Here is a 19,923-nt window from a genome sequence, read left to right on the forward strand (position 1 = left end):
TTTAGGGGAAAGAGAATGAAACAAAAAGTGATAGCTATTGTTGGACCAACAGCTGTTGGTAAAACAATGCTAAGTATAGAGATCGCAAAGAGGTTTAATGGAGAAATAATTAGTGGCGATTCCATGCAAGTTTATCGGGGCATGGATATTGGCACTGCTAAAATTACAGAAGAAGAAATGCAAGGTATTCCACATCATATGCTTAATATTAAAAACCCCGATGAGAGCTTTTCTGTGGCAGATTTCCAGTATTATGTTCAACAATATATAGAGGAAATTGCATCAAGAAACCGTCTTCCAATTATTGTGGGAGGGAGCGGTCTGTACATACAAGCAGTACTTCAAGGTTATAATTTTTCTGATGAAAAGAGGGATGACGTTCTAACACAAAAACTAGAAGCTGAAATGAATACCCTAGGAATTGAACCATTGTTTCGTCGTTTAGAAGTAATTGATCCAATTCAAGCAGCGAAAATTCATCCTCACAATTTTAGAAGAGTGATTAGGGCACTTGAAATATATGAAAAAACCGGTTTAACCATGACTGAATATCAGCAGAGACAATCGAATGAAAGTCCATATGATAGCATGTTAATCGGGCTTGAAATGGAACGTGACATTCTGTATAACCGTATTAATAACCGAATAGATGAAATGGTTTCGAATGGGTTAATAGACGAGGTTCGAATTTTGCTGGATAATGGTTATGAAAACTATCAATCAATGAAAGCAATCGGTTATAAGGAATTAATCCCTTATGTAAAGGGTGAGAAAGGCTTAGAGGACTGTCTTGAGTTATTAAAGCGGAACTCAAGACGATATGCTAAGAGGCAATTTACTTGGTTTAAGAATAAAATGGATGTTAATTGGTATAAACTTGAACCATTAACATTAAATGAGAAATTTGCTGAGATTTTTACAGCTTTAGCAGGATTTCTAAAAAGATAAGTAGAATTATATAGTATAGATAGAAAAGAGGAGGAAATGTGATGGCACAAACGGTAAATATCCAGGATCAATACTTAAATCAATTGCGAAAAGAACATATCTCAGTCACTGTATTTTTAACGAACGGATTTCAGCTAAGAGGGATCATCAAGGCATTCGATAATTTTACGGTATTGTTAGAGTCTGAAGGAAAGCAACAGCTCATCTTTAAGCATGCTATATCCACATTTGCACCAGCTAAAAATGTAAATCTTGATAAAGAATAAGTAATAGCTTAACCAATTAAGTAGTGCATAAAAGGTCTGTTCTCCCTCCAGTACATTACAATTTATTGTACGGTGGGATACAGACCTTTTTCTAAGTTAAGAATATAGGCATTTGTCACAACTTATTACTTCCAGACGTATAATATGTTGACTAAGGAGTGATAAAGTTGGCATCTCAAAAGATTCATCAAAAAAATGGTCAAATAAATATTGTATTACATGATAATAAGGTAACGAAAACGGAAGAACATAACAATCAACATTATCATGGAAAAGCCCCCTTTGCTCACATCGATCAAGAGCTTTCCTCCTTTGTAGGGATGGAGAGCTTAAAGCGAAAAATTAAAGAGATCTATGCAACAATTATTATTAATGAAAAACGGAGTCAGATGGGTCTAACCAATACAAAGCAGGTTTTGCATATGTTGTTTAAAGGGAATCCTGGTACAGGAAAAACAACTGTAGCTAGAAAGCTGGCTAAAATATATTTTGATATGAATCTTTTGTCAAAAGGACATTTTATCGAAGCGGAGAGGGCTGATTTAGTTGGTGAATATATTGGTCAAACTGCCCAAAAAACTCGTTCACTAATTCAAAAGGCAATGGGGGGAATTCTATTTATCGATGAGGCATATTCTCTTGCAAGAGGTGGAGAAAGAGATTTTGGTAAAGAAGCCATCGATACCCTAGTTAAACATATGGAGGATAGTGGAGGAGACTTTGTCTTAATTTTAGCTGGTTATCCGTATGAGATGGACCGATTTTTAACACTTAATCCTGGACTTAAATCCAGATTTCCATTTATTTTAGATTTTCCAGACTATGAGGTTGATCAATTGATGGAAATCGCAAGGCAAATGGCTTCTGATCGAGAGTATAAACTATCCAAGGATGCGGAATGGAAGCTGAGGAACTTTTTATATAAGCAACGTAATAATCCTGGAAGAAATTTTTCCAATGCTAGATTTATCCGAAATGTTATTGAACATGCCATCCGAATGCAAGCGGTACGTCTACTATACAAGGACAGTATATCTCCAGACGAACTAATACTATTGACTGGTAATGATTTAAAGTTAGAAGATATGGACGCAATATGGTAATGTCAATATACGAATAATTATTGTAGAATCATCTTAGGAAAGGTTGTAATACATGTCGAAGGAAAAAATTCTAATCATTGCCGTTAAGAAGCCAAACCAGCAGGATGATTTATTTGAGTCCTCCCTTCAAGAATTGATATCTCTAGCCGATACGGCAGGTGGAGAGGTTCTGGAAGTGGTTACGCAAAATAGGGAACGAATACATTCTGCTTTTTATATTGGTGAAGGTAAAATGGCAGAAATTAAGGAAATAATTGACCAGCTAGATATTGAATTAATTATAGCGAATGATGAATTATCTGCTAGCCAATCAAGAAATTTAAGCCAATTTCTTGATGCTAGGGTAATCGATCGAAGTCAATTGATCTTAGATATCTTTGCTGGTAGAGCTAGAACAAAGGAAGGGAAGCTCCAGGTAGAATTGGCTCAGCTGGAATATTTACTTCCGAGATTACGAGGTCAAGGAGTAGCGCTATCCCGACTCGGTGGAGGGATTGGAACAAGAGGTCCAGGGGAAACAAAGCTTGAAACAGATAGGCGTCATATTAGCAGAAGAATTGACGATATTAAACGGAGATTAAAGCAAGTTGTAAAGCAGCGTGATCAATATCGTAAACGGAGAAAAACAAATGACGTTTTCCAAATCGCCATTGTTGGTTATACAAACGCAGGAAAATCGACCTTGTTTAATCGTTTAACAAATAGTGAATCATTAGAAGAAAATAAACTATTTGCTACACTAGATCCATTAACAAGAAAAATTCATTTTCCGTCTGGCTTTGAATCATTACTTACTGACACGGTTGGATTTATTCAACATTTACCTACAACACTTATTGCTGCGTTTCGTTCTACGCTTGAAGAGGTAAAGGAAGCTGATTTCATATTACATGTCGTGGATAGCTCCCATCCTGACCATGAGCAGCATCAGAGAACCGTTATAGGACTATTAGAAGAGTTAGATAGTAGTACCATTCCAATGCTAACTGTATACAATAAAAAGGATTTGCTCGAAAAGGATTTTATCCCAATGAATCATCCTTATATTATGATTAGTGCTTATAATAACGAAGATTTATTAGGGCTACGTGAAAAAGTGGAAGAGGTATTAATAAAAGAATGGGAATCCTACCAGATTAGAGTGAAAGCTGATAATGGCCAATTGCTAAATCGTTTAGGGCATGAGACAATAATTACCGAGAAAAAATTTGATAATGAGACAGAAACATATGTAGTAAGTGGATATATCCGGATGGATCATCCACTACAAGGCACTGTAAAGGAGAAAGCATAAGAGATGTTGGAAGAAGTAGTATTAAAAGCAGAACAAGACATTGCAGTTATTCATGCCAATATAAATCGCACGGTAGAGAAAAATCAGAAAAGGGTACTAGAAGCATTCAAAAACAATCGAGTTAGTGATAGCCACTTTAATTCGACTAGTGGCTATGGCTATGATGATATGGGACGAGATACCTTAGAATCTGTATATGCTGAAGTATTTGGCGGGGAGTCCGCTATCGTTCGGCCGCAGTTAGTATCTGGAACGCATGCCATCACAACGGTTTTATATGGCTTGCTTAGACCAGGTGACGAATTAATGTACATTACTGGCAAACCATATGACACATTAGAGGAAGTTATCGGGACAAGAGGAGAGAATACAGGCTCTCTAAGAGAATACCAGATTTCCTATAAAGAGGTTTCCCTAACTAGTGAGGGAAGAATAGATTATCCAAAGGTGAAAGAGCAGATTAATCAGCACACCAAGGTCGTAGCTATTCAGCGCTCTAAAGGATACGCAGATCGCCCGTCCTTTTCAATAGAGGACATTAAGGAAATGGTAACATTTGTTAAAAGTATTCGAAACGATATTATAATATTTGTTGATAACTGCTATGGGGAATTTGTGGAAGCAAGAGAGCCATTACATGTTGGAGCAGATATAATTGCAGGTTCATTAATTAAAAACCCAGGCGGTGGCATTGTCCGAGCTGGTGGATATATTGTTGGAAAAGAAAATCTGGTTACATTATGTGCTTATCGTTTAACCGCACCTGGTTTAGGGAAAGAGGTTGGTGCTACATTTAATGTTCTGCAGGAAATGTTCCAAGGGTTTTTCCTTGCTCCACATGTTGTAGGAGAGGCATTAAAGGGAGCTGTTTTTACCTCACGATTTCTTGAACTGTTAGGTTTTATGACAAAACCTGATTATCAATCGGATAGAACGGATCTTATACAGTCTGTAACATTCCAAACCGCAGAGCAAATGGTTGCTTTCTGTCAGGAAATACAAAAGAACTCTCCAGTTAATTCATATGTGACTCCATATCCAAGTGAAATGCCTGGCTATGAGGATGATGTCATTATGGCAGCTGGAACATTTATTCAAGGCTCAAGTATTGAACTGTCTGCAGATGGGCCGATTAGAGAGCCATACACAGCATTTGTCCAAGGTGGATTAACCTATGCACATGTAAAAATTGCGATTATAGAGGCTGCACAGGTAATGTTAGAGAAAATGAAAGCATAATGAATAGTCAGTAGGAATGGTTCCTGCTGACTATTCTATTACATAAGTTTTACAGAATTTATCCTTGTGTTAAGTTATCTAACATGTTATTGACAGAATACCTTACACGTAATATAATTTTGAATGTTAAAGGGAGGTCTTAGTCATGAATGATAAGGATCGTCGTTCCATGCCTCTATTTGCGATTGGAATTGTTATGAAGCTAACAGAATTAACCGCTAGACAAATTCGTTATTATGAAGAGCATGGGCTAGTTACTCCAGAAAGAACTTCTGGAAATCAACGATTGTTTTCATTTAATGATGTTGATCGTCTTCTTGAGATTAAAAACTACTTGGATAAGGGTTTGAACCTTGCAGGAATTAAGCTTTTACTTACAGGCGAAGAAGAGAGAGAAGAAAAGCAAGAAGTGAGTAATAAGCAACCCAAACTATCTGAACGAGAACTTAGAGAAATCTTGAGAAGAGAAATTAATGATGCTGGAAGATTCGGAAGAGCAAGCCTCCGCCAAGGAGAATTAGCACGGTTTTTTACGCAACGCTAAGGAATGGTGAGTAGGTACAGCTCTAAAAACGTAGGAGGAGATTTTATGAGCTACACACGAAAAGAAATTGAGCAAAAAATTAAAGACGAGAATGTTAGATTTATTCGCCTCCAATTTACTGATATGTTAGGGACGATTAAAAATGTAGAAATACCTCTTAGTCAATTACAGAAGGCACTTGATAACAAAATGATGTTTGATGGTTCATCCATTGAAGGATTTGTTCGAATTGAAGAATCAGATATGTATTTATATCCTGACCTAGATACCTTTGTTATCTTTCCGTGGACATCTGAAAAAGGGAAGGTTGCACGTTTTATTTGTGACATTTACAATCCAGATGGAACTCCTTTTGAAGGTTGTCCAAGATATAACCTTAAACGCAACCTTAAGAAAATGGCTGAGTTAGGTTATGATGCGTTTAATATTGGAACAGAACCGGAATTCTTTTTGTTTAAATTGGATGAGAATGGTGATCCTTCGCTAGAACTGAATGACCATGGTGGTTATTTTGATCTTGCACCAACAGACTTAGGAGAAAATTGCCGTCGTGACATCGTTTTAGAATTAGAAGAGATGGGCTTTGAAATTGAAGCATCACACCATGAGGTGGCTCCTGGCCAACATGAAATCGATTTTAAATATTCCGATGCAGTTAAGCACGCAGATGATATCCAAACATTTAAGCTAGTTGTTAAGACAATCGCTAGAAAGCATAATCTTCATGCTACATTTATGCCAAAGCCTCTATTTGGCGTGAATGGTTCAGGCATGCATGTAAATATGTCCCTATTTAAAGATGGTGAGAATACGTTTTTTGATCCGAAAGGAAAACTACAGCTTAGTGATACAGCTTATCAATTTATAGCAGGAATCATGAAGCATGCAACTAGCTTTACCGCTGTTACTAATCCGACCGTTAATTCCTATAAACGACTAGTACCTGGTTACGAGGCACCTAGTTATGTGGCTTGGTCAGCGATGAATAGAAGTCCATTATTACGTATTCCGAATTCCCGTGGCCTAAGTACTCGTGTTGAGGTTCGTAGTGTCGATCCATCTGCAAACCCATATCTTGCACTATCTGTGTTGCTTGCTGCAGGACTTGATGGAATTGAGAACAAACTAACTCCTCCGCCAGCAGTAGACCGAAATATATATGTAATGACGAAAGAAGAACGCTTGGAAAATCATATTGAAGATTTACCATCTACACTAATGAATGCATTAACAGAGCTTAAAAAGAATGCTGTTATCGTAGATGCTATGGGTGAACACCTGTTTGAGCATTTTATTGAAGCGAAGGAAATTGAGTGGAATATGTTTAGAACAACCGTTCATCCTTGGGAAAGAGAACAATACTTAACGATGTATTAAGATTGATATATTAATGTTTTTGTCTGGGGTGGTAGGTGATTTTGGGTCGACTGTACGCTAATTACCCCCATTTTACCCCCGAAATTAGAAAAAAATATTATTTTAAAATACTGTCCTTGTAGTCTTTAATAGGGCAGTATTTTTTTGTTCTGTTTTTAGTGGTACGCTGGAATAAACGTCTGAACAGACGTTCCCATAGTTGGGATAAAGTTCGTTTATGTCAAAACTAGTAATTTTATTTATAGTCGAAATACGATATTATAATTATGAGTAATATTGTAATAATTTTGTTATTTTTTCTAGGCTTAAGGGAGTTATTAATTAAAAGGAGTGGTAAGTGTGAGCGAGGAAAAAACTTTGCTAGAGTTTGAGACTGATTATTTTGGAATCAAAGGGAATAAAGAAGGAGTACTTAAAATTCCGAAAGAGCATTACACTTTAACTAACGAGCGAATACTGATTAGGAAACAGGGCGTGATGACTAAAACCTTAAATGATATCGAATTATTCAAAGTAAAAGATATATCTGTCAATCAGACATTGACAGATAAAGTGAGAAACGTAGGTGACATTGTAGTTATTAGTGCTAATGAATCCAACCCTCGGATTACCTTGAAAAAGGTCAAAAATCCGCATGAAGTTAAAGAAGAAATAAGAAATGCAGCTAAAGCAGCTACTGAAAAAGCTGGAATATCGTACAAATATGATTTATAGGGGCATCCGTTTTGGGAGTGCCTTTTTTCGTTTTATATGTTATTTAATTTCTATTTTCCTACTGTAAAAGGCTAAGACTTATAATTTAAATGCTTTTCCGTTTTAGGTAATCCATTACCTCATAGCATTTAAAAGAGATGAAAAATAAAAGTAGAGTTAAGTAGCATCAATAAAAGAAAAATTCAAAAAAGCCGATGAGCCAAGGGAAATCTTAGCTTATCGGCTTTTCAATTCAATGTTCTAATGAATATGACGGTATAATCCAACAACCTTGCCTAGAATGGATACATTATTATAGATTAATGGTTCCAATGTTGCATTTTCAGGTTGTAAGCGCACATGATCTTTTTCTTTAAAGAAGCGTTTGACAGTAGCTTCATTGTCCTCTGTCATCGCTACGACAATATCGCTATTCTGCGCTGTATTTTGTTGTTTGACAATAACCATGTCCCCATCTAATATACCTGCCTCAATCATACTCTCTCCATCAATAACTAAAACAAATAGGTTTTCATCAGGTCCAGCAGTTGAACTTGGGATTGGAACATATTCTTCTATGTTTTCCACAGCGGTAATCGGTATTCCCGCTGTTACTTTTCCAATAACCGGTGCATAACGAGCTTCATCTTTTGGAATAGTACTTTCCTCTTCTAAATCTAGTATTTCAATCGCCCGTGGCTTTGTAGGGTCTCTACGAATATATCCTTTACTCTCTAAACGCGATAGATGGCCATGAACAGTGGAACTGGAGGCAAGTCCCACAGCTTCTGCTATCTCTCGAACAGATGGCGGGTATCCCTTTAATCTAACTTGATCTTTTATGTAATCTAATATCGCCTGTTGCCTTTTTGACATTTTTGTCATCTATTAAACACCTCGCTCATATTATTTATTAATGCTAGTTTATCATCTATCAAATTAAAACGCAAACATTCGTTCGAGAAAAGTGTTGACAAGAGCGTATGTTCTGCTATAATAAATTTAGCGAACAAAGGTTCTTATATGATAGGAAAGGGTGATGAAGAGATGTTTGGAAAAGTTAACAAGACAGATTTGTTTTATATTGCTGCTTTTGCTGTGACATTAGGATTCTTATACCTTTCACTAATTAGTGCATAATGGGAGTTTTTTAATTTGAGAGCTATTATATACTGCCGAGTAAGTACAGAAAAGAAATCACAGGAAACCTCACTAAAACGACAAAAAGAAGAGCTTTATGATTTAGCGGAACGTTATCACTTCGAAGTAGTCAAATGTATAGAGGAACAAGCAAGTGGATTCGAAATCGAACGGGAAGGCATTTTTGAATTGCTGCAGGATTTTGAAGCTGGTCGTGCGGATTGTCTATTGATTCAAGATGAAACAAGACTTGGAAGAGGAAACACGAAGATTGCATTATTTCATCAATTATTAAAGCATAATATTTCTATTTATACAGCCATACATGAAGGAAAACTTGAAATCGCAGAAGCAGACTCCATGATTTTGCAAATTGTTGGAATTGTTGAAGAGTATCAACGAAAAATACATAATGCTAAAATTAAACGAGGAATGAAAAGGGCTGTTGCCAATGGATATAATCCTACTAAAAATCTTTCCAATCACCAATTTGCACCAGGAAGAGAAAGGAAGGAAGTGCCGATTGAAGAAATAGTTCGACTCCGTGAGAAGGAATTGACCTTTAGCGAGATTGCCGCAACATTAAGAGGGTTAGGGTATGAGGTTTCAAAGGCAACCGTACATAGAAGATATCAGGAGTATCAATTAATTGATTCCGACAAAACGAACAGGTAATATTTAAGCAAGGACAGATCAATGTTCTTGCTTTTTCTATGTGAATTCTGACCCGTGTTGGGGTTCTGTTTTAGCAGGAAAGATGAAGGAGGAAATTTATTTTGTTATCAAAGGAAAAACTTTTAAGAATAAATGAACTTGCAAAAAAGGCAAAGAGTGAAGAAGGTTTAACAGAGAAAGAAAAGGTGGAACAAGAGAAGCTTCGTGGAGAATATTTGAAGAATGTGCGTAGCTCCTTTAAAAACCAATTAAAAACCTTAACAGTTATTGATCCCACTGGAAATGATGTAACACCTCAAAAGTTACGTGATATGCAAGAAAGAAATAGAAATCACTAAGCGTGGAGAATATATGAACGATTATAGTATTACTTGTTTACCAACCATTTTCAGTATAAGATAAACATGGTTAAAAAATAAATCGATTGCAAGAGAAAGGAGCTACATCATGGTAAATCATGTTGAACAATTATCGATTAACACAATCCGTACATTGGCTATTGATGCCATAGAAAAAGCTAATTCGGGGCATCCAGGTCTACCAATGGGAGCTGCACCAATGACCTATACACTTTGGACGGACTTTATGAATCACAATCCCAAAAATTCAAAATGGTTTAATAGGGATCGATTTGTATTATCAGCAGGTCATGGTTCTATGCTATTATATGGAATGCTTCATCTTTCGGGGTATGATGTTACGATAGAGGATATTAAGGAGTTTCGTCAATGGGGCTCAAGAACGCCAGGTCATCCCGAGGTACACCATACAGATGGTGTAGAGGCTACCACCGGTCCACTTGGGCAGGGTATTGCGATGTCTGTTGGTATGGCATTAGCTGAGGCTCATTTAGCAGCAAAATATAATAGGGACAATCTGAACATTGTAGATCACTATACATATGCTTTAATTAGTGATGGGGATTTAATGGAAGGAATTTCCCATGAAGCTGCATCTCTTGCAGGTCATTTAAAATTAGGTAAGCTAATTGCATTATATGATTCGAATGATATTTCTTTAGACGGAGAATTAAACCGGGCATTTTCTGACAATACTGAGGAGCGCTTTAAGGCTTACGGCTGGCAGGTTATTCGAGTGGAAGATGGTAATGATATTACGCAAATCCGCTCAGCTATTAAAGCAGCAAAAGAAAATACAGAACAGCCTACATTAATTGAAATTAAAACGGTCATTGGGTATGGTTCACCAAATAAATCCGCATCAGCTGCTTCCCATGGTTCACCACTTGGAAAGGATGAAGTAGTTTTAACGAAAGAATTCTATCAATGGGGACATGATGATTTTCATGTACCAGAGGAAGTATATGCAGACTTCAAAGAAAAAATTGTGGTAAAGGGTGAACAGCTAGAGGAGGAATGGAACCGATTATTTGCTGCTTATAAGGAAAAGTATCCGCAAGAAGCAAGAGAATTTGAGCTAGCAATGAAAGGTGAGCTACCTGAAGGTTGGTTAAACAATTTACCTGTATATGAACCTGGGAAATCTATAGCAACACGTTCTTCATCTGGAGAAGTGCTAAATGCTATTGCTACAGCTGTACCGTATTTCTTAGGAGGTAGTGCTGACTTAGCAGGTTCTAATAAAACTACCATCAAAGATGAGGATGATCTTTCAAGAAATAATTATGCTGGAAGAAATATATGGTTTGGTGTGCGTGAGCATGCCATGGGTGCTGCACTTAATGGAATGGCGTTACATGGTGGCTTGAAGGTTTTCGGAGGAACATTCTTTGTATTTAGTGATTATTTACGTCCGGCTATCCGTTTGTCAGCTATTATGAAAATGCCTGTAACGTATGTGTTTACTCACGACTCCATTGCAGTAGGGGAAGATGGACCAACACACGAGCCGATAGAACAGCTTGCTTCGCTTCGTGCATTACCAAACCTATCTGTTATTAGACCTGCAGATGGTAATGAAACACAAGCAGCGTGGAGATTAGCGGTTGAATCAACGGATCGGCCAACTATTTTGGTTTTAACAAGACAGGATTTACCTACACTTGTGGGTACGAAGGAAAAAGCATATGAAGGTGTTAAGCGTGGTGCTTATATATTAAGTGATTCTGAAAAAGATACACCAGACGCAATATTAATCGCTTCTGGCTCTGAGGTTCAACTTGCTGTTGAGGCACAAAAAGAACTTCGTAAAGATAATATCGATGTTCGTGTTGTAAGTATGGCATCTTGGGATTTATTTGATGCACAGGATGAAAGCTATAAAGAAACAGTTCTTCCAAAATCTGTAAAATCTAGAGTTGCTATTGAGATGGGTTCACCTCTCGGATGGGAACGCTATGTTGGACTAGACGGGAAGGTAATGGGAATTGATACGTTTGGAGCTTCAGCAAATGGTGAGAAGCTGATAGAAGAATATGGATTCACTGTTGATAATGTTGTTAAACAAGTAAAATCATTATCTAAATAAACAGAATGTAATGGATACAAAAATGCCAATTAATTTTTCTCCGAATTAATTGGCATTTTTATGTTTACTCATAAGGAAAAAATATTTTTGCACTGTATTCAATGCATTGCAAGTTAAAGTTAATACCTGCCTTTCTTAGGGGACAGTCCAGATTGAAAAAAGAAGTTTCAGTATTTAGTACGGCAAAAGAGGCAAGCTATTTCCTTTTCGACAAAACTAGTGCGAAATCCTTACAGGATATGACACTATTTTTAATAGACTACGTATATTATAGTAGAAAAGGGAAGGGGTTGTTGAATTGAAAGAGTATATGGTTTATTTGATCAAAGAAGAATTTGCCATACATTATTACTATAAAAGTGATGTATTATATCGTTTTTTACAGGAATATCATGATGAACAATCTCGAAATGACTTAAGGATGCAATTTAATTTTATTACTAAAGGCTTCCCAAAAGAATCGTTAACGTCACAGTTAATCAGACAACCTAAGAACACTTTATATAAGGAAAAAAGAAGTGAATTTGTTGAACTAGGTAATAGGCATTACTATATTGCTTTACATATTTATGAAAAACATATAAAATTTCGTTGTGAAACATTACAGGATGCTGAGGAATTATTATTCGCTACCTTACGACGGTTCTATCCATATATTTTTATCGTGGATAATCATTATGAAAATTATGGTTGGATCTCGCCTGTAAGGACAAGTTCTGTGTATAATAATGATGAGGTATTGTATTCTTAGAACTGTTTTACTATACTGGATAAGAGACAACACGAAGGAGGAAAATGGAAAGATGGGCACAATTTGGGTTGTACTAATTGCTTTAGCAGCTTTAATAGCCGGTGTTGCTCTTGGATTTTTTATTGCAAGAAAGTATATGATGAGTTACTTGAAAAAGAATCCACCTATTAATGAGCAAATGCTTCGTACGCTAATGATGCAAATGGGTCAAAAGCCTTCGCAGAAGAAAATCAATCAAATGATGCGTGCAATGAATAATCAAATGGATAAATAGTATTGTACAGGAATCATGAATTACTATACTTATGAATACATTGCACAAACACCCCGTACTATGGAGTATGGGGTGTTTTTTTAATATTATCTAATCTTGATTTGTTTCTCTAATTGTCATATTCCTGTCATTGGTAATCGTTTTCTTTCTGCTATAATAAGATGAAAGAATGTAATCAGGAGGCATACTATGTCAGAAATTAATATTTTTCTTGCATTTGGTGCAGGATTTCTTTCTTTTATTTCACCATGTGTATTACCACTATATCCGGCCTTCCTATCATACATAACCGGTATGAGTGTTAGTGAAATAAAAGAAGAAAACACCATGTTAAATCGAAAAAGTCTATTGCATACAATCTGCTTTTTAATAGGCTTTTCTAGTATCTTTATTGTTTTTGGATTTTTTACCTCAGCCTTGTCACAGTTTCTAATTGCATACCAGGATATAATAAGACAGGTTGGAGCATTATTAATCATCTTCTTTGGACTTGTAATAGTTGGTATATTTAATTTTAAATTTTTAATGAAGGATAAGAAAATAACATTTAAGAATCGTCCATCAGGATACTTAGGATCTACTTTAATTGGACTTGCTTTTTCATTAGGTTGGACTCCATGTACTGGCCCAATCTTAGGCGTGGTCTTTACTTTAACCGCAACAGAACCAAGTAAAGGTATGGTGATGATGATTGCCTATATCCTTGGTTTTTCAATTCCATTCCTTGTCTTATCCTTCTTTATTGGGAAGCTAGGGTGGATTAAACGAAATAGCCAAAAATTAGTTAAAATTGGTGGCTATATTATGATTGCTTTAGGTATTGCGCTATTTTTTGATTGGATGACTAAACTTACTGCTTTTCTAGCGGGCTGGTTCGGTTTCTATGGATTTTAATACCAAATTATATTATGATAGTATCAAATAGATAGATAAAAGGAAGTGAATTCATGGATAAACCTAATAATTTAATATTGCAAACCGCTACAGCTTTAATCGCTTTTCTTCTATTAGGGTTTTCCATCTATTTGTTTATGGCAGGTCACAATTCCCCAGGTGGTGGATTTGTTGGAGGGCTCGTAACTTCAGCTGCTATTGTATTACTATACATGGCATATGGGATCAAATTCGTAGAAAAGATAATACCGATAAATTTCCGTATGTTGATACCGATTGGCCTTTTGGTAGCATTATTGACTAGTATGGGTTCATTTCTTTTTGATGTTCCATTTTTATCACATACTTATGGTTACTTTAAATTTCCTGTTTTTGGAGAAGTGGAGCTTGCTACAGCAACTTTATTTGATTTAGGGGTATATCTCACAGTTGTTGGTGTCACAGTAACAATTATTGTAAACATAGCAAACGATAAAAAAGAAGTGTAAGTAGTTGATTTTTGTAATGGGGGAGCGGAGTGAAAATGGCAAGAATTCTAATTGTTGATGATGCGAAATTCATGCGAGCTACTTTACAAACAATTCTTACGAAGGACATGCATGAAATTGTAGGTGAGGCAGAAAATGGGGAAGAGGCTGTATCACTTTATAAAAATACAAACCCTGATTTAGTTATCATGGACATTACTATGCCAGTTATGAATGGGATAGATGCTATGAAAGAAATTAAGAAGTTGGATCCGAAAGCACAGGTTGTTGTATGTTCGGCGATGGGGCACCAAAAAGTTGTTGTTGAGGCCATCGAACTTGGAGCTAAGGATTTTATCGTAAAACCATTTGACGAGCATCGTGTTTTAGAAACAGTAAGTCGAATTCTCTCATATACTGTTAACTAACTTCATTACACCAGAAAGAGTGTGTCAATATGTTTTGGATTATTGCAACAACGGTTTTGGCTTTTTTTATGGCTACATTTATGATTTTTATGAGATTAAAGGCTTCAAGAAGACCTGCATCGGTTAAATCAATTATATTACCACCATTGTTTATGAGTACTGGGGCAGCAATGTTTTTGTTCCCCCAATTCCAACTCGAATGGCCACAGGTGGTAGAATCAATTGTTGTAGGGGTTGTATTCTCGATTTTCTTAATAAGATATTCTAAATTTGAAATTCGAGAAAATAATATTTATCTTATTCCATCTAAAGCATTTATATTTATATTGTTTGGATTGTTATTTGTTCGTATTATTTTAAAACTGATAATAGGAAGTGCAGTTTCCCTAGGTGAGACTAGCGGAATGTTCTTTTTACTAGCATTCGGTATGATAGTTTCTTGGAGACTGGCCATGCTCTATAAATATAAACAGCTTGAAAAAAAGTTAAAGGTGTCTTCTACATGAAGACACCTTTTTTAGCTGTTCTTTTTATACTGCGCCTGCCAATTCGAACGATAATCATCTTTTGAAAGTGAAAATAATTCCTCATAGGGTTCAATATCTATTTCTTTCTGCTTTAATTTTTTTCGTAAAAATTTATGATCACGCTTTGGTGTCGCAAGAATATAGCCTTCAATTAATACTTCCTGATTTATTTTATTCAAACCCTTATGGAGTGCAACTTCACCAATTTTACTGGCAATTTTTTGTCTAGCGACATCTCGGAATAACTCAGGAACAGGGGACACTAATTCTTCTAGTAAATTCTTTTCATTATCTTCCCACATATGTTTCGTCTTCTCGAGATAGTGGATTTCCCAGTCCATCGTCGATTTCCCATCCTGCCTAGGAAGTTGTTTTAAAAACTTTCGGAACATGAAATAGCCACCAATCGCCATTATACCAATCATAAAGAAACCCCAAAATACGATAAGAAAATTATCAAATAATGACATATATATCACCTTTTCTAGTCCTTCGCGTGTCGACTTTTTTATCTTTTTAGTTGAATAAATGATAACATTGCGGTAATTTTACATATGAAGAGTAGTAATAATTCAGATAAACATGTTACGATTAGTAATGATGTATGCTAATATAATTATAATATAAAATACATAATAAACAAACTTTCATATTTGTAATTGGACATACATATAGTAATAAAAAGATTTTATTTGTTACAATTTGCAGTAAAGGGGCGAATTCCATGGAGAATGAATTAAACAATTACATATTGCGCCAAGCTTCGGCAAAAAATGGCCCCTCTTTAGAGCAATCTAATTTACTACGTTTACCCGAATTTATCATTGTTTGGATTGAAAATAATAGCAGTGATTTCTTTACCGTTTGGGACGAGAATGGGATTGGAATATTCTTTTCAAATGCAATTGAGCGAGTGCTCGGATATAAGCCACATGAATTAGTAGGACGCTCATATTTGGAACTTTTTGTCGATGAGGATGCTAATTATGTAAGGAAGGAATTTGTTCGAGAATCTTTTACAAATCAAACATTTCAGCTTCGATTAAAGAATTTCGATCAAAAATTAATATGGTGTGAATGCAAGATTTCTAAGTTAGTTGATCCTATGAATGGTAACGTTTACTACGTATCAACTATTCGTGATATGACTGAAAAAAAAGAAGTAGAAGAAATGATGATTCGTTCCGAAAAAATGTCAATCGCAGGCCAATTAGCCGCCGGAATTGCACACGAAATCCGTAATCCTTTAACATCTATTAAAGGTTTTCTTCAGCTATTACAGGCTGGCGTTAATCGTAAGGATGTTTATTATAAAATTATGATTGATGAGATTGAAAAAATGGAAACAATCACTTCAGAACTCTTGTTTATTTCCAAGCCTCTAACAGATAATAAGCAAGAGGAATCTTTATCTCAAATGATAGAAGATGTTTTGGAGCTACTCAGACCACAAGCAAAATTAAAAAATATCACGCTAGATGTATTAGGCGAAGAACCATCTATTTATTGTGATAAGTCACAAATTAAGCAGGTATTCATCAATATTATTAAAAATGCGATAGAAGCGATGGAAGAGCCTGGAAGCATCACCGTTACTATTCGTTTGGAAGATGATGAAGTTATCATTGATATTGCAGATGAAGGTCCAGGCATTCCTGAAGAAGTGATACACAAATTAGGGGAACCTTTTTTTACGACTAAGCAACACGGTACCGGACTTGGCTTAATGATCACGAAGCAACTATTAGAACGACATCAAGCGAATCTTGAAATCTTACAAAATGAAATTAAAGGAAGCACCTTTCGAATTAGATTACCATTATAATTTTTACATATTTATTAACGCAATAATTTTTGCTGAATTATATCATATTATAATGATAAGGAAATCTTATCGCCTTGAATAAGATATTCGTATAGTAAAATCAGGTATAAAACAATTGTTTTATACCTGATTTTACTTTATGATGAATAATGTAGTAATCCAATAGATTTTGGAAAGGCTTTTATAGCGATGATGTTTTTTAAAGTACAACAATGAAAGAGAGGGGTTAGCGAATATGGGAGAGAACTTCAATGCAAAAAAGAAGTTTGAATTGAATGGTAAGACATATAATTTCTATCAACTAAAGGCATTAGAAGAAGCCGGATTAGGTAAAATTGATAGATTACCATATTCAATTCGTGTACTATTAGAATCTCTAGTTCGCCAATATGATGGCCGCGTAATTAATGATGAACATGTAAAAGGACTAGCAAAATGGGGAACAAAGGAAGGAGAAGGTGTCGATGTTCCATTCAAGCCTTCACGTGTTATCCTTCAAGACTTCACAGGTGTGCCTGCAGTAGTTGACCTTGCTTCCTTACGTAAAGCAATGGTGGACTTAGGGGGAGAACCAAACAAAATTAATCCAGAAGTACCAGTAGATCTTGTTATTGACCACTCCGTTCAGGTCGATCAATATGGAACGCCAGCTGCGTTGAAAGCAAATATGGATCTTGAATTTGAACGAAATGGTGAGCGTTACGAGTTCCTACACTGGGCTCAAAAAGCATTTGAAAATTACCGTGCAGTTCCACCTGCAACTGGTATTGTACACCAAGTTAACCTTGAGTACCTTGCTAATGTCGTTCATGCAAATGAAAACGAAAACGGTGAATATGATGCATTCCCAGATACACTAGTTGGTACCGACTCCCACACTACCATGATCAATGGTTTAGGTGTTCTTGGTTGGGGTGTAGGTGGTATTGAGGCGGAAGCTGGAATGCTAGGTCAACCATCATATTTCCCAGCTCCAGAGGTAATTGGAGTTAAATTTACAGGTAGTTTCCCTCAAGGGACAACTGCAACCGATTTAGCACTTAAAGTAACACAAGTTTTACGTGAGAAAAACGTAGTAGGTAAGTTTGTAGAATATTTTGGTCCAGGATTAAAGGATATGCCACTGGCTGATCGTGCAACGATTTCAAATATGGCTCCAGAATATGGTGCAACATGTGGATTCTTCCCTATTGATGAGGAGTCACTTAACTATTTACGTTTAACGGGACGTAGTGAAGAACAAATTAAGCTAGTTGAAAAATACTGTCAAGAGAACGACCTATGGTACTCTTCTGATGTTAAAGATCCAGAATATACTGAGGTTGTTGAAATCAATCTTTCTGAGCTAGAACCAAACCTTTCAGGACCAAAGCGTCCACAGGATTTAATTCCTCTTTCTCAAATGAAGAAGGAATTTAATAAAGCTATTACTGCTCCTTCAGGAAACCAAGGATTTGGCTTAGATAAATCAGAATTTGATAAAGAAGTAACAGTTAAGCTATCTAATGGAAAAGAAACAGTAATGAAAACAGGTTCTGTTGCGATTGCAGCTATCACTTCTTGTACAAACACATCTAACCCTTATGTAATGTTAGGTGCAGGTCTATTGGCTAAGAAGGCAGTAGAAAAAGGACTTGAAGTTCCTGCATTTGTTAAAACATCATTGGCACCAGGATCGAAAGTAGTTACCCGTTATTTAGAGGACGCAGGTTTAATGCCATACCTTGATAAACTAGGATTTAGCTTAGTAGGATATGGCTGTACAACATGTATCGGTAACTCTGGTCCACTTCTTCCTGAAATTGAAGAAGCTATAGCAGCTAATGATTTAACTGTTGCATCGGTACTTTCTGGTAACCGTAACTTTGAAGGTCGTATACATCCATTAGTAAAAGCTAACTATTTAGCATCTCCACCATTAGTAGTTGCTTATGCGCTTGCTGGTTCTGTAGATATTGATTTATCTAACGAAGCATTAGGTACAGACGTTGATGGAGAACCAGTATACTTAAAAGATATCTGGCCTTCAATGGATGAAATTAAACAAGAAGTACAAAAGGTTGTAAACCCTGAAATCTTCCGTAAAGAGTATGAAAATGTATTCAGCTCTAATGATAAATGGAATGAAATTAAAACAACAGATGAACCTATTTTTGAATGGGATGAGAACTCAACGTATATTCAAAACCCACCTTACTTTGAAGGGTTATCAAAAGAACCAGGTAAGGTTGAAGCACTTAGTAACCTACGTGTTATCGGAAAATTTGGGGATTCAGTAACAACGGACCATATTTCACCAGCTGGTGCAATCGCTAAAAATATGCCAGCAGGCTTATATTTACAGGAAAAAGGAGTTTCACCAAGAAACTTCAACTCTTACGGATCACGTCGTGGTAACCATGAAGTCATGATGCGCGGAACATTTGCAAACATCCGTATCCGTAACCAAATAGCTCCTGGAACAGAGGGTGGCTACACAACTTATTGGCCAACTGGTGAAGTTATGCCTATTTATGATGCTGCTATGAAGTATCAGCAAGATAATACTGGATTAGTAGTACTTGCAGGTAAAGATTATGGTATGGGATCATCCCGTGACTGGGCAGCTAAAGGTACTAACCTATTAGGTATTAAAATGGTTATTGCTGAAAGCTTCGAGCGTATTCACCGTTCTAACCTAGTAATGATGGGTGTTCTACCATTACAGTTTGAAAAAGGGCAAAGCGCTGACAAGTTAGGTTTGACAGGTAAAGAAACATTCAATCTTGAAATAGGTGAAAATGTTAAACCACATGATCTTGTAAGAGTAACTGCTACTGATGAAAATGGTAAAATAACTGAATTCAAAGCAGTAGTTCGTTTTGATAGTGAAGTTGAGATTGATTATTATCGTCACGGTGGTATCTTACAGATGGTATTACGTGATAAATTGGCTAACTAAGCTCAAGATCGTGAGGTTGCGAAATCTCCGGCCACTAGCTCCAAATGATAAAAAAAACGAGTTCCTAACAGGGCTCGTTTTTTTTATGA

At 36.2% G+C, this 19,923-nt stretch carries 22 protein-coding genes; 20 read left to right on the plus strand and 2 right to left on the minus strand.

Features of this window, described 5'->3' with window-relative positions; all coding sequences use genetic code 11:
* Positions 1-15: 15 nt before the first annotated feature.
* From miaA to KI338_RS04310, 8 genes are all read left to right on the plus strand, one after another.
* Positions 16-948, plus strand: a complete 933-nt coding sequence (gene miaA / locus KI338_RS04275; RefSeq protein WP_212919717.1) for a tRNA (adenosine(37)-N6)-dimethylallyltransferase MiaA — start codon at positions 16-18, stop codon at positions 946-948.
* Positions 949-989: 41 nt separating this feature from the next.
* Complete coding sequence (hfq, locus tag KI338_RS04280) at positions 990-1,214, plus strand: RNA chaperone Hfq (RefSeq protein WP_212919718.1); 225 nt, start codon at positions 990-992, stop codon at positions 1,212-1,214.
* 167 nt (positions 1,215-1,381) lie between these two features.
* The gene (spoVK, locus tag KI338_RS04285) at positions 1,382-2,317 is read left to right on the plus strand and encodes a stage V sporulation protein K (RefSeq protein ID WP_212919719.1); all 936 of its coding nucleotides are present in this window, start codon (positions 1,382-1,384) and stop codon (positions 2,315-2,317) included.
* A 52-nt stretch (positions 2,318-2,369) separates the two neighbouring features.
* Positions 2,370-3,611, plus strand: coding sequence for a GTPase HflX (gene hflX, locus KI338_RS04290; RefSeq protein ID WP_212919720.1), 1,242 nt, complete (start codon positions 2,370-2,372; stop codon positions 3,609-3,611).
* Positions 3,612-3,614: 3 nt separating this feature from the next.
* The gene (locus KI338_RS04295) at positions 3,615-4,850 is read left to right on the plus strand and encodes a methionine gamma-lyase family protein (RefSeq protein ID WP_212919721.1); all 1,236 of its coding nucleotides are present in this window, start codon (positions 3,615-3,617) and stop codon (positions 4,848-4,850) included.
* Between the two features lie 145 nt (positions 4,851-4,995).
* Entirely contained in the window at positions 4,996-5,394 is a 399-nt protein-coding gene (locus tag KI338_RS04300) for a MerR family transcriptional regulator (protein ID WP_212919722.1), read from the plus strand.
* Positions 5,395-5,439: 45 nt separating this feature from the next.
* Positions 5,440-6,771 carry a type I glutamate--ammonia ligase gene (glnA, locus tag KI338_RS04305; RefSeq protein ID WP_212919723.1) on the plus strand — a complete coding sequence of 444 codons (1,332 nt, stop codon included), beginning with the start codon at positions 5,440-5,442 and terminating at the stop codon, positions 6,769-6,771.
* A 339-nt stretch (positions 6,772-7,110) separates the two neighbouring features.
* Complete coding sequence (locus KI338_RS04310; RefSeq protein WP_212919724.1) at positions 7,111-7,485, plus strand: PH domain-containing protein; 375 nt, start codon at positions 7,111-7,113, stop codon at positions 7,483-7,485.
* A gap of 240 nt (positions 7,486-7,725) precedes the next feature.
* Here the strand turns inward: KI338_RS04310 and lexA are convergent, their stop codons facing one another.
* Entirely contained in the window at positions 7,726-8,349 is a 624-nt protein-coding gene (gene lexA, locus KI338_RS04315; RefSeq protein WP_212919725.1) for a transcriptional repressor LexA, read from the minus strand.
* Positions 8,350-8,619: 270 nt separating this feature from the next.
* On the opposite strand from lexA, the gene KI338_RS04320 reads away from it, so the two are divergent.
* From KI338_RS04320 to KI338_RS04365, 10 genes are all read left to right on the plus strand, one after another.
* Positions 8,620-9,279: a YneB family resolvase-like protein gene (locus KI338_RS04320; RefSeq protein WP_212919726.1), complete on the plus strand. Its 660-nt coding sequence runs from the start codon at positions 8,620-8,622 to the stop codon at positions 9,277-9,279.
* A gap of 101 nt (positions 9,280-9,380) precedes the next feature.
* Positions 9,381-9,617: a DUF896 domain-containing protein gene (locus KI338_RS04325; RefSeq protein ID WP_212919727.1), complete on the plus strand. Its 237-nt coding sequence runs from the start codon at positions 9,381-9,383 to the stop codon at positions 9,615-9,617.
* Between the two features lie 109 nt (positions 9,618-9,726).
* Positions 9,727-11,727 (plus strand): transketolase, encoded by a 2,001-nt coding sequence (tkt, locus tag KI338_RS04330; protein ID WP_212919728.1) that lies wholly within the window; start codon positions 9,727-9,729, stop codon positions 11,725-11,727.
* A 152-nt stretch (positions 11,728-11,879) separates the two neighbouring features.
* A complete protein-coding gene (locus KI338_RS04335) occupies positions 11,880-12,029 on the plus strand; it encodes a hypothetical protein (protein ID WP_212919729.1) in 150 nt (49 codons plus the stop codon).
* Positions 12,026-12,478: a sporulation inhibitor of replication protein SirA gene (gene sirA / locus KI338_RS04340; protein ID WP_212919730.1), complete on the plus strand. Its 453-nt coding sequence runs from the start codon at positions 12,026-12,028 to the stop codon at positions 12,476-12,478. Before KI338_RS04335 ends, sirA begins: the two co-directional genes overlap by 4 nt.
* A 52-nt stretch (positions 12,479-12,530) precedes the next feature.
* Positions 12,531-12,752, plus strand: coding sequence for a YneF family protein (locus KI338_RS04345; protein WP_212919731.1), 222 nt, complete (start codon positions 12,531-12,533; stop codon positions 12,750-12,752).
* Positions 12,753-12,941: 189 nt separating this feature from the next.
* Positions 12,942-13,646 (plus strand): cytochrome c biogenesis CcdA family protein, encoded by a 705-nt coding sequence (locus KI338_RS04350; RefSeq protein ID WP_212919732.1) that lies wholly within the window; start codon positions 12,942-12,944, stop codon positions 13,644-13,646.
* Positions 13,647-13,699: 53 nt separating this feature from the next.
* Positions 13,700-14,134: a Na(+)/H(+) antiporter subunit B gene (locus tag KI338_RS04355; RefSeq protein WP_212919733.1), complete on the plus strand. Its 435-nt coding sequence runs from the start codon at positions 13,700-13,702 to the stop codon at positions 14,132-14,134.
* A 35-nt stretch (positions 14,135-14,169) separates the two neighbouring features.
* Positions 14,170-14,541, plus strand: a complete 372-nt coding sequence (locus KI338_RS04360) for a response regulator (RefSeq protein ID WP_212920045.1) — start codon at positions 14,170-14,172, stop codon at positions 14,539-14,541.
* A 29-nt stretch (positions 14,542-14,570) separates the two neighbouring features.
* Positions 14,571-15,047, plus strand: coding sequence for a CcdC family protein (locus tag KI338_RS04365; protein ID WP_212919734.1), 477 nt, complete (start codon positions 14,571-14,573; stop codon positions 15,045-15,047).
* Positions 15,048-15,058: 11 nt separating this feature from the next.
* Here KI338_RS04365 and KI338_RS04370 read toward each other — a convergent pair whose 3' ends face one another.
* The gene (locus KI338_RS04370; RefSeq protein ID WP_212919735.1) at positions 15,059-15,538 is read right to left on the minus strand and encodes a DUF2621 family protein; all 480 of its coding nucleotides are present in this window, start codon (positions 15,536-15,538) and stop codon (positions 15,059-15,061) included.
* Between the two features lie 254 nt (positions 15,539-15,792).
* Here KI338_RS04370 and KI338_RS04375 point away from each other — a divergent pair, with 254 nt between their 5' ends.
* Together KI338_RS04375 and acnA are read left to right on the plus strand one after the other, a co-directional pair.
* A complete protein-coding gene (locus tag KI338_RS04375) occupies positions 15,793-16,893 on the plus strand; it encodes an ATP-binding protein (protein ID WP_212919736.1) in 1,101 nt (366 codons plus the stop codon).
* A 235-nt stretch (positions 16,894-17,128) separates the two neighbouring features.
* On the plus strand, positions 17,129-19,834 hold the full coding sequence (gene acnA, locus KI338_RS04380; RefSeq protein WP_212919737.1) for an aconitate hydratase AcnA: 2,706 nt from the start codon (positions 17,129-17,131) through the stop codon (positions 19,832-19,834).
* Positions 19,835-19,923: the final 89 nt, after the last annotated feature.

The organism is Ornithinibacillus bavariensis (genome assembly GCF_018333235.1).
GTDB classification, from domain to species: Bacteria; Bacillota; Bacilli; order Bacillales; family Amphibacillaceae; genus Ornithinibacillus; species Ornithinibacillus bavariensis.